Here is a 13854-nt window from a genome sequence, read left to right as displayed (position 1 = left end):
GGTGGCAGGCCTTTACGCATCGCCGTTCAACGGTGCGTGAAGGCCACCGAAAAAGCCTTACACGACAGCATGCGCGGCACGGTCCGCTCGGCGTATGCTTCGCCCATGCGCATTCTCCTCGCCGAAGACGACGCCTCCATCGCCGCCGCCGTGCGGGCCTCCCTCGAGCAGGGCGGTCACGCCGTCGATCACGTCAATGACGGCCTCAACGCCGACGCCGCCCTGCGCGGCCACGACTACGACCTGCTCGTGCTCGACCTGGGCCTGCCCTCGCTCGACGGCAGCGACGTGCTGGCCCGGGCGCGAAAGCGCGGCTCCAGCCTGCCCGTGCTGGTGATCACCGCGCGCGAAGGTCTGAAGGAACGCGTACGCGTGCTCGACCTCGGTGCCGACGACTACCTGGTGAAGCCCTTCGCCCTGGCCGAGTTCGAGGCCCGCGTGCGCGCCCTCGCCCGTCGCCGCACCACCCACGGCACGCCGGAATTCCGCATCGCCCGGCTCCGTCTCGACATTCCCGGCCATCGCGCATGGATCGGCGACACGCCGCTGGACCTCACCGCGCGCGAATTCGGCCTGATCGAAGCCCTCGCCACCCGCGCGGACAAGGTCACCAGCCGCGCGCAGCTCGTCGAGGCGCTATGCAACTGGGACGAAGACCTCACCGACAACGGCCTGGACATCGCCCTGCACCGCCTGCGCAAGAAGCTCCAGGGCTCGGGCACCAGCGTGCGTACCATCCGTGGCCTGGGCTATCTCCTCGAAGAAACACCGGATGCATGATCGGCGCATCGCGGCGAAGCGGCCGCCGCGCCCAAGCCTCCGCCGCCGCCTGCTCACGTTTCTGCTCGTCCCCGTGCTGGGCGTGCTGCTGCTCGATGCGGTGATCGGCTATTTCGTCGCGCTGGCGTATTCCAACCGCGTCCACGACACCGATCTCTCCGACCAGGCGCTCACGCTCTCCGAGCTGATCAGCAACGACGCGATGAGTGGCGAACTGACCGAACAGGCGCGGTTCCTGCTCGAATACGATCCCGACGGGCGCGACTATTACGCCGTGGTCAGCGAGCATCACGGCCGCATGATCGGCAACGCGAAACTGGAAGGGCCCGGGTTTCCCGTTCCGCTGGAAGTCACACCGCGCTTCTACGACACCATGCTCGGGCATCGCGCGCTGCGCGCTGCGGTGATGCGCATCCCCAACCGCAACGAAGCGGGCGACACCCTGACCATCACGGTGGCCGAAAACCTCCGCGACCGGCACCTGCGCGCGCGTGAGATCCTCTTCCTCACCCTGCCCATGCAGGCGCTGCTGATCGGTGCCGTGCTGCTGCTGACGTGGTTCGGCGTGAGTCATGGCCTGCGCGTGCTCGAGCCGCTCACCGCCCGCCTGGGCCGCCGCGAGCACGACCTCGGCCCGATCGGCGAGGAAGACGTGCCGGTGGAGATTCTGCCGCTCACCCGCACCATCGACGACCTCTTCGCGCGCATGCGCAACATGCTCGGCTTGCAGGAGCGCTTCATCGCCGACGCCGCGCACCAGCTGCGCACGCCGCTGGCCGGCATCCAACTGCACGTCGAGCGCTACGCCGCAACCACCGACGAAGCCCAACGGGCGCAAGCCCTCGACCACGTGCATCGCCTCGCCGCCCGCGCGGCGCGCACCTCGGCGCAGTTGCTCGCGCTCACCCGCACCCAGTCGCCCGACCTGCCCGACCACGACGGCATGGCGGTGATCGACCTGAGCCAGATCGTGCCCGAAGCCGTGAGCATGCGCGTGCACCAGGCGCTCGCGCTCAACGTCGATCTCGGCTACGAAGGCCTGGATCGCCCCGTGTTCGTGCGCGGCGACGCCCTGCAGGTGCAGGAGGTCATCGACAACCTCGTCGACAACGCTTTCCATTACGCCGGCCGCGGGCACAGCGTGACGGTGTCGGTGGAAGACGCGGTGGCCGACATTGTGCTCGCCGTGGAGGACGACGGCCCCGGCGTGCCCGATGCCTTCCTCGCCCAACTCGGCGAGCGCTTCTTTCGGGTGCCCGGCGGCGACGAGGACGGCACCGGCCTGGGGCTGGCCATCGTCGAGAGCATCGCCGAGCGGCACGCCGCCCGGGTGGAATTCACCCGGGGCGAGGCCGGCGGCCTGCGCGTGGAGATCCGCTTCCCCGCCCTGCTGTCGCTCCCGGCCGCCTGAGGCGCCGGAAAGCCAGGTGAAACCGCTCCGTGGCAGCATAGGTATCATCTGGATACCTGAGCAGAGACCGACCACGTGAGCGATACGGCGGAATTCCACTTCGAAGGCGGACGCGATGGCGTCCTGCTCATCCATGGGCTGACCGGCACCCCGACCGAGATGCGCCTTGTCGGCAAGGGCCTCAACCGGGCAGGCTTCACCGTGGTCGGCGTGCAGTTGGCCGGCCATTGCGGTACCGAGGAAGACCTGGTCGCCACCTCCTGGCAAGACTGGTACGACAGCGTCGAGCGCGCCGCCGAGCAGCTGCGCGGGCGCGTCGACCGGCTATTCGTGGCCGGGCTGTCGATGGGTGCGGTGCTCGCCTTGCGCCTGGCGGCCGTCCGCCCGGAATGGGTCGACGGTGTCGGCGTATTCGGTGCCACGTTCCGCTACGACGGCTGGTCGATGCCTTGGATCGAGCGCCGATTCAACTTCCTGCTGCCGATCCTCAAGCGCCTGGGCATCGGTCGCAAGCGCAGCTTCATCGAGCAGCCGCCGTACGGTATCCGTGACGAGCGCCTGCGCGCGCAGGTGAGCTCGGCGATGCATTCGGGCGACGCGAAGAGCGCCGGCCTGCCGGGCAACCCCTGGTTCGCCGTGGCCGAAATGATGTGGCTGGCCCGCGACGTGCGCCGCCGCCTGGCCAACGTCGTGGCGCCCTGCTTCGTGGCCCACGCCGTCGAGGACGACATCGCCAGCGTCGCCAACGCCGACCTGGTCGCGCGCAACGTGAGCGGCCCGATCGAGATGCTGCTGCTCGGCGACAGCTACCACATGATCACCATCGATCGCGAACGGCGCATGCTGATCGAACGCACGGCGGACTTCTTCGGCCGTATCGCCCGCGACGCGCGCCCCACCCGCATGGCTGCCTGAGTGGCATGAACGGCCTCACGGTAGCGTTGTGGATCGCCAACATCGTGCTCGACACCGGCGGCCAGCTCGCCTTCAAGGCGGCCGCCGGCGACGAGCGGGCGGGCGATGGGCTGGCGCGCTGGAAATACATGCTTGCCCGCCCCTGGATCTGGGTCGGCATCGGTTGCTACGTGGCCGAGTTTCTTGTGTGGATCGCGTTCCTGTCGCTGGTGCCGCTGTCCGAGGGCGTGCTGCTGGGCTCGATCAACATCATCGCGATCATGATCGCGGGGCGGTTCCTCTTCCGTGAGCGACTGAGCCCGCTGCGTGTCACCGGCATCCTGCTGGTTGCCGTCGGCGTGGCGGTGGTTGGGATCGGCGCATGAAGCGGTTTTACCTGGTGGGCTTCGCGCTGCTGCTGGCCTTCGACACGCTGAACCTGGTCTGCTTCAAGATGGCCGGCAACCATGCGCTGCCGGTGGAAATGAGCACCGCCTGGATCGCCCGCGTGTTTTCCCACCCCTGGATCTACGGTGCGGTGGTCGGCTACATCGGCGCCTTCGTCACCTGGATGAGCCTGCTCAAGCACGCGCCGATCGGCCCGGCCTTCGCCGCCTCGCACCTGGAGGTGGTGAGCGTGATGCTGCTGTCCTGGTGGGTGTTCGCCGAGCCGGTAACGCCCACGCAGATCCTCGGCGCGGCGGCGATCGTCGCCGGCATCGTCTGCCTGGCGTTCGCCGAAAGCGGCGAAGAGGCGACCTCCGATGCGGTTACGACCTGAGCGCGAAGCACCGCCCACCGCAGGCCTGCCGCTGCATGCACGGGATCTGGCCGGGGATGTCCGCGCGCCGCTGACGGCCCAGGTCGCGCATTTTCTCGGCGTGGACGAGGTGCAACTGGCGTGTTCCGGCACCGCGGCGCTCACCGTGGCACTGACCGCCCTGGCGGAACAGGCACCCTCGCGCCGCGAGGTGGCCATTCCCGCCTTCACCTGTCCCCTGGTGCCGCTCGCCGTGCGCCGCGCGGGCCTGGTGCCTCGCCTGGTCGACCTGCGTCCGGGCCACTTCGACATGGACCCCGCGCGCCTGGCCGAGGCCTGCGGCGAGCGCACGCTGGCCGTGGTGCCCACCCACCTGGGCGGACGCGTGGCCGACGTGGCCTGTGCCAACGCCATCGCCCACGCGGTGGGCGCTCTCACCATCGAAGACGCAGCCCAGGCGCTTGGTGCCCGACTCGACGGTCGGCCCGCCGGCACCCACGGCGATATCGGCTTCTTCAGCCTCGCGGCCGGCAAGGGCCTGTCGATCTTCGAAGGCGGGCTGCTGGTGGCGCAGGACGAGGCCTGGCGGGCACGTTTCCGGCGGACGGCGAAACGCATCGCACGCTGGCACCCGGGATGGGAACTGCGCCGCTCGCTGGAACTGGCCGGCTACATGGCGCTTTACCGGCCGGCGGGCATGGCGCTCGCCTATGGCAACGGCGTACGCAAGGCGCTGAACGAGGGCGACCTGCTCGGTGCGGCGGGCGAACACTTCGACGTGGATTTCCCCCTGCATCGCGTGGGCCGCTGGCGCCGCGCGGTAGGCGCGAGGGCGTTTCCCCGGCTCGGCCCGTTCATCGCCACCACCACGGCCCAGGCCCGGGCACGCCTGCCCCGCCTGCGGGGGATACCGGGCGTGCACGTGTTCGACGACGCGGGCGGCACCTGGCCGTACCTGATGCTGCGCGTGCCCGACGAGGCGTCGCGCGACGCGATGCTCGACCGCCTCTGGACGTCGCGTCACGGCGTCGCGCGCATGTTCATCCACGCGCTGCCGGGCTACGACTACCTCGGGCCGCTCGAAGGTGCGGACGACGTGCCCCACGCCCACGATTTCGCCGCGCGCACGCTCACCATCAGCAACAGCCCGTGGCTCGACGACGAGGCATTCGAACACGTCTGCGCCGTGATCGAAGCGGTGATCGTCTCCCGTTAGCCGCGCCCGCCAGCGACGGCTCAGGCCTTGCCCTGCTCCACGAGGGTGAGCGCGACCTTGTCGCGCAGGTAGACCGGCAGCGCGAGCTCCGGCGCCACCGCCGCGCCCTCGCGGAATCCCTTCGCGGCGATCTCGGCCACATGCCGTGCCTGCGGATAGCGCAGGCCGTCGGCGGAGCGGATCGCACCCGGCAGGCGCTCGCGAAGCACGGCCTCGTACGTGGCCCAACCGCTGCCCACCACGTGCCATGCCGCGGCATCGGGCACGCGAAGGGCCGCCGCCGTGTCCACGCGCTCGCGGTCGATGAGCGACACGCTGCCGTCGGTCTCGCGCTTCCACGCGGCGACGTAGATCTCGCCCATGCGCGCGTCGGTCACCGACAGGATCGCGGCATCGTCCTCCGGCGCCTCCAGCGCGAGCGCCTGGAGCGAGGACACCGTCACGACCGGCACGTCGAGCGCCATGGCCATGCCCTGGGCCAGCGAGATGCCCAGGCGCACGCCGGTGAAGGCACCCGGCCCCCGGCCCACCGCGATGCCTTGCAGCGCGGCGCGACCGAGACCGGCCTCGGCAAGCAACGCATCGGCCATCGGCAGCACCAGTTCGGCGTGGCGGCGCGGCGCGATCTCGCTGCGCTCGATCACCTGGTCGCCGTGGACGAGCGCGACCGAGCAGGCTTCCGTGGAGGTTTCGATGGCGAGGAAGTTCATGGCGTATCCGGCGTCGTGAGGGGAGGCACGCCATAGGCGTACCAGTCGATGCGGCGGGTGAGGTACATGAGCAGCGCGACGAGCGCGACCAGCACCACCGAACCGATGAGCAGCGCGTACTGTTCCGCGCCGATCAGGCCGTAGAGTATCGCGTAAACCAGGCCCAGGACGCCGCCCAGCACCGCACCCGCGCGCCGTGCGCGGAGCACGGCCATGGCGTAGCCGGCCACGATCAGCACCACGGTCGACGCGGCGATCGCGTAAGCCGGACCGAAACCGATCTGCTCGGACAGCGCCAGCAGCAGCACGTAGAAGCTGGCCATCGCCGCTCCCACGAGCAGGTATTGCACCGGGTGCAGGCGCAACCCCTTGAGCACCTCGAACAGGAAGAACGCCACGAACGTCAAGGCGATGAACAGCAGGCCGTACTTACCGGCGCGGTCGTTTTTCTGGTACACGCTGCCGGGCTGGTAGAGCTTCACGCCAAACGCCGACGCGTCCAGCCGCTGCGCCACGTCGTCGTCCGCCGCGTCCCATTGCTGTCCATACGCCCGATTGAGATCGAACACCTGCCAGGAGGCATCGAAACCCTGTGCGCTGACATGCCGCGTGCCCGGCAGCAGCGCGCCGACGAAGCTGGGGGCCGGCCAGGGCGAGCGGATGCGCACGCTGGTCGACCGCGCCAGTGGCAGGACCGAAAACGCCTCGGTGCCGGCGATGCGCAGCGTGAGCGCCACGTCCACCGGCGTGTCGCGCGCGGGGTCGATCGGCAACGGCGCCGCGAGCACCGTGTACGGCCCCATCCGTGCGGTCGACGAGGCAAGCGTGGCCGTGCGGCCGTCCACCGTGAACGAGGTGACGCCCTGCAATCCCCGCGTGTCGGCGAGCAACACGCGCACTTCGGCCCGCGACGGATCCCAGCGCGTGGTCGACGCCGCCGCGAAGCGTCGCACGTCGGACGGAAGGAGGCGGCCACGGATCGTCACGTCCCCGGTATAGACCGGCACCGCATACATCCCGAAGCGGCGCTGGTCCACCGCCAGGTCGGCCACCGTGACCTGCTCGTCGGCCAGTACGATGGCCGTGCCCTCGCGGGTGGCGACGAGTCGGCCGTCGTGGTCACGCTCTTCGCCACGGGTGGGAACGGCCAGGGCAAAGCCACCGATCGTCTGCGGGCCGCCCCAGCCGTCGGCCACGCGCTCGGCGGCCGCGGCCCGCATGAGCTCGCGCTCGCGCACCAGGCCGTTCGATTGGGCGAGCGGAATCATCATGATCAGGGCGAGCAGGCCGACGCCAAGCACCTTGGCGGTCATGGATTGCATCCAGCGTGTCATCGGGCGGGTCCTTCGTAAGGGGATCACCGCGGAGCATGTGAGCCTCGCCGGACGCCCCCGGGCCACGGGTGTGGCAAATCCGGGGCGTCATCGGCCGATCGAAAGGCTTCAGGCGGCGTCGTTGTCCGCCAGGAACGCGACGGCGTCGGTGAGCTCGCGCGTGCGCGGCATCGGCGGCAGGCTCGCCAGGAACAGCCGGCCGTAGCCCTTCGTGGACAGGCGCGGATCGCACAGCACGAGCACGCCGCGATCGTGCACGTCGCGAATCAACCGGCCGGCACCTTGCTTGAGCGCGATGACGGCCGTGGGCACCTGCCAGCCCATGAAGGGATTGATGCCGGCCTCTTCGAGGGCTTCCAGGCGCGCCTGCAATACCGGATCGTCGGGCATGGCGAAGGGCAGTTTGTCGATCACCACCACGCTGAGCGCGTCGCCGGCCACGTCGACGCCTTCCCAGAAACTCGCCGCACCCAGCAGCACGCCGTTGCCGCTGGCGCGAAAGTCTTCCAGCAGGCGATGACGCGGCGCGGTGCCCTGCACGAACAGCGGCCACGGCGAGCGACCTTCCAGCAGCTCGGCGGCGCGGCGCAAGGCGCGATGCGAGGTGAACAGCAGGAAGGCGCGCCCGCCCGACGCCTCCAGCACCGGACGCACGGCGGCGATCACCTTGTCGGTGTAATCGCGGGCCGAGGGTTCGGGGAGATCCTTGGGCAGGTAGGCCAGCGCCTGTCTGCGGTAATCGAAGGGGCTTTCGACGTGCAGCGTTCGTGGATCGTCGATGCCCAGTTGACGGGCGAAATGGGAGAAATCGCCGGCGATGGACAACGTGGCCGAGGTGTGGATCCACGCCGCATTGGTGGACAACCGCATCGCCCGCAACGGCGAGGCGAGGTCGAGCGGCGTGGCGTGGAGTGAGAATCCTCGCGGCGAGACCTCGTACCAGCGAACGTCGGCGGCCGAATGCTCTTCAGCGATGCGATCCAGCCGAAGGCTCAGCATCTGCGCGCGCTCATGCACGTTGGCCAGGCCGCGCGATCGCTCGCCCAGGCCGCAGAGCAGGTCGGCCAGCGCGGCCATCACCTCGCGCAGTTCGGTCAGGCCCTCGTGGGCGGCGGCGGCGCGATCGAACGCCCCGAACGGCCCACGCTCGGGCAAGGTCGCCATCGCGAGGCGCAGCCGCTTGACGGTATCACCCAGCGCCTCCACCGGCTCCAGCAACTGGCTCATCGCACCGGTGACACCCTGCGCCTCGGCCAGGGCGTCGTGACCCAGGTCGGTCAGCTGGCGAGCGCTCACGCTCTGCGAGAAGAACTGGCCGGCCAGTTCGGGAATCTGGTGCGCCTCGTCGAGGATGAAGGCATCGGCACCCGGCAGGATCTCGCCGAAACCTTCCTGCTTGAGGGCCAGGTCGGCCATGAGGAGGTGGTGGTTGACCACCACCAGGTCGGCCTCCATCGCGTCGCGGCGGGCCTTCACCACATGACAGTCGTCGAAGAACGCGCATTCCACGCCCAGGCAGTTCTCCGGCGTGGAGGTGACGCGCGGCCATAGCGGGGAATCCTCGGGAATCTCGGCCATCTCGGACCGGTCGCCGCGCCGCGTGCGCGTGGCCCAGAGCCGGATCGCGGACAGCTGGCCCGCCACGCGGCGATCGGGCGTACCCTCGCGCACGGCCTGGTCCAGGCGGTGCAGGCACAGGTAGTTCGACCGCCCCTTGAGCAGGCTCAGCTTCGCCCGACTGCCGAGCACCGAGCGCACCCGCGGCAGGTCGCGGAAGAAGAGCTGGTCCTGCAGGGCCTTGGTGCCGGTGGAAACGATCACCTTGCGCCCCGACACCAGGGCAGGCACGAGGTAGGCGAAGGTCTTGCCGGTTCCGGTGCCCGCCTCGGCGATAAGCAGGTCGCGCTCGTCGATGGCCCCGGCCACCGCCGACGCCATGCGCTGCTGGGCCTCGCGCGGCGCGAAACCCGGGACGTCGCTGGCGAACGGGCCCTCCGCGCCGAGGATCGCGGCCACTTCGTGTTCAGTCATCCGGCCAGTATCGCCTACAATGATCCTCTTTTCGCCTGCCAATCCGCGCCCACCCAGGGCCGCGCGCCGAGAGCCCACCGCATGGACAAGAGTTTCGAGCCCAGCCAGATCGAGTCGAAGTGGTACGCCCACTGGGAAGCCAACGGTTACTTCAAGCCATCCGGCAAGGGCACGCCCTACACGATCATGCTGCCGCCGCCCAACGTCACGGGCACCCTGCACATGGGCCACGCGTTCCAGCACACCATCATGGATACGCTGGTGCGCTACCACCGCATGCGCGGCTTCGACACGCTGTGGCAGCTGGGCACCGATCACGCGGGTATCGCCACCGAGATGGTCGTCACCCGCCAGCTCAACGCCGAGGGCACGCAGCGCGCCGATGTCAGCCGCGATGCGTTCATCGAGCGCGTATGGGCGTGGAAGAAGGAATCCGGTGGCACCATCGGCCGGCAGATGCGTCGCATGGGTGTCTCGGGCGACTGGAGCCGCGAGGTGTTCACGATGGACGACGGCCCGTCCCGGGCGGTCGTCGAAACCTTCGTGCGCCTGCACGACGAGGGCCTCATCTACCGCGGCCAGAAGCTGGTCAACTGGGATCCGGTGCTGAAGACCGCGATCTCCGACCTGGAAGTGGTCAGCGACGAAGAGGACGGCTCGCTCTGGTCGATCCGCTACCCGCTGGCCGACGGGTCGGGCGAACTCGTCGTCGCCACGACGCGTCCGGAAACCATGCTCGGCGACGTCGCCGTCGCCGTGCACCCCGAGGACGAGCGCTACGCGCACCTGGTGGGCCGCATGCTCAGGCTGCCGCTCTCCGACCGCGAGATTCCGATCATCGCCGACGACTACGTCGAGAAGGATTTCGGCACGGGCTGCGTGAAGATAACCCCCGCGCACGATTTCAACGACTACGCGATCGGCCTGCGCCACCAGCTGCCGCTGATCAACATCCTGACCGACGACGCCGCCATCAACGACGCCGCGCCCGCGAAGTATCGGGGCATGGATCGCTACGTGGCGCGCAAGGCGGTGCTCGCCGACCTGGAGGCCGAAGGCCTGCTCGTCGAAACCAAAAAGCACAAGCTGCAGGTGCCGCGCGGCGACCGCACCGGCCAGGTCATCGAGCCCTACCTCACCTGGCAGTGGTTCGTGAAGATGGACACGCTGGCCGCGCGCGGCATGGAACTCGTCGAACAGGGCAAGGTGAAGTTCGTCCCCGAGAACTGGATCAACACCTACCGCCACTGGCTGGGCAACATCCAGGACTGGTGCATCAGCCGGCAGCTCACCTGGGGCCATCGCATCCCCGCGTGGTATGCCGACGACGGCGGCATCGTGGTGGCCCACGACGAGGCCGAGGCGCAGTCGATCGCCGCCTCGCGCGGCTACACCGGTGCGCTGCGCCGCGACGACGACGTGCTCGAAACCTGGTTCTCCTCGGCGCTGTGGAGCCACTCCACCCTCGGCTGGCCCGATCCGCAGGCGCAGGCCGAGCGCGGCTTCGACCGCTACCTGCCCACCAACGTGCTGGTCACCGGGTTCGACATCATCTTCTTCTGGGTCGCCCGGATGATCATGATGACCGATCACTTCACCGGCGAGGTGCCGTTCAAGGACGTCTACGTCACGGGGCTGATCCGCGACAAGGACGGCCAGAAGATGTCCAAATCCAAGGGCAACGTGCTCGACCCGCTCGACCTTATCGACGGCATCACGCTCGACGACCTGCTGGCCAAGCGCACCCGCGGCCTGATGCAGCCGAAAATGGCCGAAAAGATCGACAAGGCCACCCGCAAGGAATTCGCCGAGGGCATTCCCGCCTTCGGTGCCGACGCGCTGCGCTTCACCTTCGCCTCGCTCGCCACCCACGGCCGCGACATCAAGTTCGACCTGGAGCGTTGCGGCGGCTACAAGGCCTTCGTCAACAAGCTGTGGAACGCCTCGCGGTTCGTCCTGATGAACCTCGGCGAAGGCCCCGTCGCGCCCGTGGCGCCGTCGACGGAAGCCGAGCGCTGGATCCTCACCCGACTGCGCGACACGCTGGCGACCGTAAAGGAGCAACTCGCGGCCTACCGTTTCGACCTCGTCGCCCAGGCGCTCTACGAGTTCACCTGGAACGAATTCTGCGACTGGTTCCTGGAGCTCTCCAAGCCTGCGCTCAACGGCGGCGACGCCGGGGCCATCGCCTCGACGCGCTACACGCTCGTCCACGTGCTCGAAACCCTGCTGCGCGCGCTGCATCCGCTGATCCCGTTCGTCACCGAAGAGATCTGGCAGAACGTGCGCCCGGTGCTGGGCATCGAGGGCGACACGCTGATGCTGCGGCCTTATCCCGACGCCGAGGACATCACGGCCGATGCCGCCGCCACCGCCGAGATCGAGTGGGTGAAGGACGTTCTGACCGGCGTCCGCCGCATCCGTTCGGAAATGAACATCGCGCCGGGCAAGGTCATCCCGCTGTTCTTCGCCGACGGCGACGCCTCCGATCGCGCCCGCGCGACCAAGTTCGCTGCGCAGGTGGCGTTCCTCGGCCGTGTCGACACGCCGACGTGGATCGACGGCGATGAGCCGGCCGCCGCCGTCGCGGTGGTCGGCGGCATGCGTGTACTGATTCCCCTGGAGGGTCTGATCGACCTCGACGCGGAGAAGGCCCGCCTCGCGAAGGAGATCACCCGCGTCGAGACGGAAATACGCAAGTGCGAAGCGAAGCTCGGCAATGCCAACTTCGTCGCCAACGCGCCGGCCGAGGTCGTGGAGCAGGAGCGCCAGCGCATCGCCGACTGGACCCGCCAGGCGGATGCGATGCGGGAGCAGGCGCGCAAGCTGGGCGGTTGATGTCGCGACGCCGCGTTGGCGCAAGGGGCGTAAAGCGTGCCGACCGGTGCGGGTTCCCCGGTGGCACGCCCCGTCGCCGGGACGCTTTTCGCCACCGAGGAGCCTGGCATCAACCGGATGACGGTGGAGGCACGGCGCCTCGACCGGCCATCCTTTGCCATCGCACGCAAGGCGCGCACACAAACACGCCGATACCCAGCAACATCACGAGCACCCCAAGCCAGACGCCTGCCGAAAAACGCTCATCGAACGCCAGGTAAGACGTAGCCATCCCGGATATCGGAACGATCAGCGACAACGGTGCCACCATGGCCGCCGGATAGGTCTTCATCAGGTTGTTCCACACCATGTAGCCAAACACGGTGGTCACGTAGGCCTGAAACAGCACCGAACCCACGGCAGTCCAGCTCACGTCACGCACCAGGTGCACGAACGGTGCCGAACCCCTGTCGACAAACGCCAGGCCAAGCAGGACGGGCGCCGAAAACAGGCTCGACCATACGACGAACGCCATCATGTCGGCGGGCCGATAGCGCTTGACGATGAGGTTGCAAACCGTCCACGCACACGCGGCGAGCAGCACGAGCGCGACGCCTGTCGTCGTCGCCGTACCCGGTGTGTTCGTGATAACGACGCACAGTCCCGACCCGGCAAGCAGCATGCCGACGACTTGCGCTACCTTCATGCGTTCACGCAGGAATATCGCGCTGGCCAGCACGGTGAAGAACGCGCTGAATTGCAACACCAACGAGGACATGCCCGGTGACATGCCCTTGGCCATCGCCAGATTGACGACCCACCAGAGCCCCGCGCCAAAGACCACGCCGTAACCGGCCAAGGCCATGAGCGGCACGTCGCGCGGCCGGCGCAGGACGAACACAAGGGGAAACGCCGTGAGGGTGAAGCGCAAACCTGTGAGAAGAAACGGGTCCAGGTCGCGCAAGCCCACTTCGATGACCGAAAAGTTGCTTCCCCAGATGACGGTGACGAGCACGCCCAGAAAAAGATGAGGCCATCTCATGCGCTCTGTTCCGCCGGGGGCGCGACGCCGTCGTAAACGAAGTCGTCGAACGCGGCGTGCCGCCATGTATCGCCGCGAACGTAATAATTGAGCACGACGGATATCTTCCTTTCCCGAATCGTCGGCTCGCAGTCGTGCAACACCTCGCGCCCCTTCATGACCAGGAGCGAACCCTCCGTCGCGTGGATGTCCCGCCGCTCGGTCCATCGTCCCCGGGAGGGATGGGAACGGGGCACCTGCATGCGCAACGGCGCCTCGCGGTTGGTCGTCAGGAATAAGAGCACGGTGATGCCGTTCGTATCGTAGTGCTCTCCCAAGGTACCGCCACCCGGGGGATAGACCTTGATGTTCACGTCAGACCGAGGATACGGCGATACGACGACATCCTGGGAGGTCACGGCCGAAACGAGCGGGAGCGCGGCGTGATAGACCGCCGTCAGTTCCGGAAGAAAGCGTCGGACGTCTTCGCCTTCGAACATATGGTGCAGGTAACGCCCCCCTTCATCGGACACGGCCGTGTTGCCGAGCCCCACGTGATCGACCAACTTGACGTGCCCCTCCGCAATGAGCCTTTCGATGCGCGATCGCAATACACCGCACTGCTGCGGACTCATCACCTCGTCGATGACGGTGACGAAATCGTAATGGTATTCGCGGACATGACGCGAAAGATCGAACCCTTGCTTCACGTATTTCTCCCCAGCCATTGGATGACAACGGGGGCCATCTTTCCCACCGACCGCGTTCGGCACAAATCCGCCTGCGTGAATTCGGCAGAGTCCACGCGCCGACGCGGCTCTCAGGGGATGGGGCCTCCGAAGACAATCACGAGTTGCCATGAGAAACAACTCATCATTGC

Annotated in this window: 12 protein-coding genes; 7 read left to right on the top strand and 5 right to left on the bottom strand. The window is 68.2% G+C overall.

Annotated features, from left to right (window positions below; genetic code table 11):
* The first annotated feature begins 105 nt into the window (after window positions 1–105).
* From PI246_RS01750 to PI246_RS01725, 6 genes are all read left to right on the top strand, one after another.
* Window positions 106–780: a response regulator transcription factor gene (locus PI246_RS01750; protein ID WP_320549565.1), complete on the top strand. Its 675-nt coding sequence runs from the start codon at window positions 106–108 to the stop codon at window positions 778–780.
* Window positions 773–2191, top strand: a complete 1419-nt coding sequence (locus PI246_RS01745) for a sensor histidine kinase (protein ID WP_320549564.1) — start codon at window positions 773–775, stop codon at window positions 2189–2191. The genes PI246_RS01750 and PI246_RS01745 overlap by 8 nt, the downstream gene beginning before the upstream one ends.
* 75 nt (window positions 2192–2266) lie before the next feature.
* Entirely contained in the window at window positions 2267–3106 is an 840-nt protein-coding gene (locus PI246_RS01740; protein ID WP_320549563.1) for an alpha/beta hydrolase, read from the top strand.
* Window positions 3107–3111: 5 nt separating this feature from the next.
* The gene (locus PI246_RS01735) at window positions 3112–3471 is read left to right on the top strand and encodes an EamA family transporter (RefSeq protein WP_320549562.1); all 360 of its coding nucleotides are present in this window, start codon (window positions 3112–3114) and stop codon (window positions 3469–3471) included.
* On the top strand, window positions 3468–3866 hold the full coding sequence (locus PI246_RS01730) for a DMT family transporter (RefSeq protein WP_320549561.1): 399 nt from the start codon (window positions 3468–3470) through the stop codon (window positions 3864–3866). The genes PI246_RS01735 and PI246_RS01730 overlap by 4 nt, the downstream gene beginning before the upstream one ends.
* Window positions 3850–5061 carry a DegT/DnrJ/EryC1/StrS family aminotransferase gene (locus PI246_RS01725; protein ID WP_320549560.1) on the top strand — a complete coding sequence of 404 codons (1212 nt, stop codon included), beginning with the start codon at window positions 3850–3852 and terminating at the stop codon, window positions 5059–5061. Before PI246_RS01730 ends, PI246_RS01725 begins: the two co-directional genes overlap by 17 nt.
* 20 nt (window positions 5062–5081) lie before the next feature.
* On the opposite strand, the gene tsaB is transcribed toward PI246_RS01725, so the two are convergent.
* From tsaB to PI246_RS01710, 3 genes are all read right to left on the bottom strand, one after another.
* A complete protein-coding gene (gene tsaB, locus PI246_RS01720) occupies window positions 5082–5771 on the bottom strand; it encodes a tRNA (adenosine(37)-N6)-threonylcarbamoyltransferase complex dimerization subunit type 1 TsaB (RefSeq protein WP_320549559.1) in 690 nt (229 codons plus the stop codon).
* Window positions 5768–7084, bottom strand: a complete 1317-nt coding sequence (gene creD / locus PI246_RS01715) for a cell envelope integrity protein CreD (RefSeq protein WP_320549558.1) — start codon at window positions 7082–7084, stop codon at window positions 5768–5770. The genes tsaB and creD overlap by 4 nt, the downstream gene beginning before the upstream one ends.
* Before the next feature lie 129 nt (window positions 7085–7213).
* Window positions 7214–9136 carry an ATP-dependent DNA helicase gene (locus tag PI246_RS01710; RefSeq protein ID WP_320549557.1) on the bottom strand — a complete coding sequence of 641 codons (1923 nt, stop codon included), beginning with the start codon at window positions 9134–9136 and terminating at the stop codon, window positions 7214–7216.
* A gap of 81 nt (window positions 9137–9217) precedes the next feature.
* On the opposite strand from PI246_RS01710, the gene PI246_RS01705 reads away from it, so the two are divergent.
* Window positions 9218–11974: a valine--tRNA ligase gene (locus PI246_RS01705; RefSeq protein ID WP_320549556.1), complete on the top strand. Its 2757-nt coding sequence runs from the start codon at window positions 9218–9220 to the stop codon at window positions 11972–11974.
* Window positions 11975–12083: 109 nt separating this feature from the next.
* Here the strand turns inward: PI246_RS01705 and PI246_RS01700 are convergent, their stop codons facing one another.
* Window positions 12084–12968: an EamA family transporter gene (locus PI246_RS01700; protein WP_320549555.1), complete on the bottom strand. Its 885-nt coding sequence runs from the start codon at window positions 12966–12968 to the stop codon at window positions 12084–12086.
* Between the two features lie 23 nt (window positions 12969–12991).
* Entirely contained in the window at window positions 12992–13747 is a 756-nt protein-coding gene (locus PI246_RS01695; protein ID WP_320549554.1) for a hypothetical protein, read from the bottom strand.
* Window positions 13748–13854: the final 107 nt, after the last annotated feature.

Origin of the sequence: Luteibacter sahnii (assembly GCF_034063545.1) — a bacterium.
Lineage (GTDB): Bacteria > Pseudomonadota > Gammaproteobacteria > Xanthomonadales > Rhodanobacteraceae > Luteibacter > Luteibacter sahnii.
Note: the sequence above shows the minus strand (reverse complement) of the source record. Positions and strands in the feature narration are given on the sequence as shown.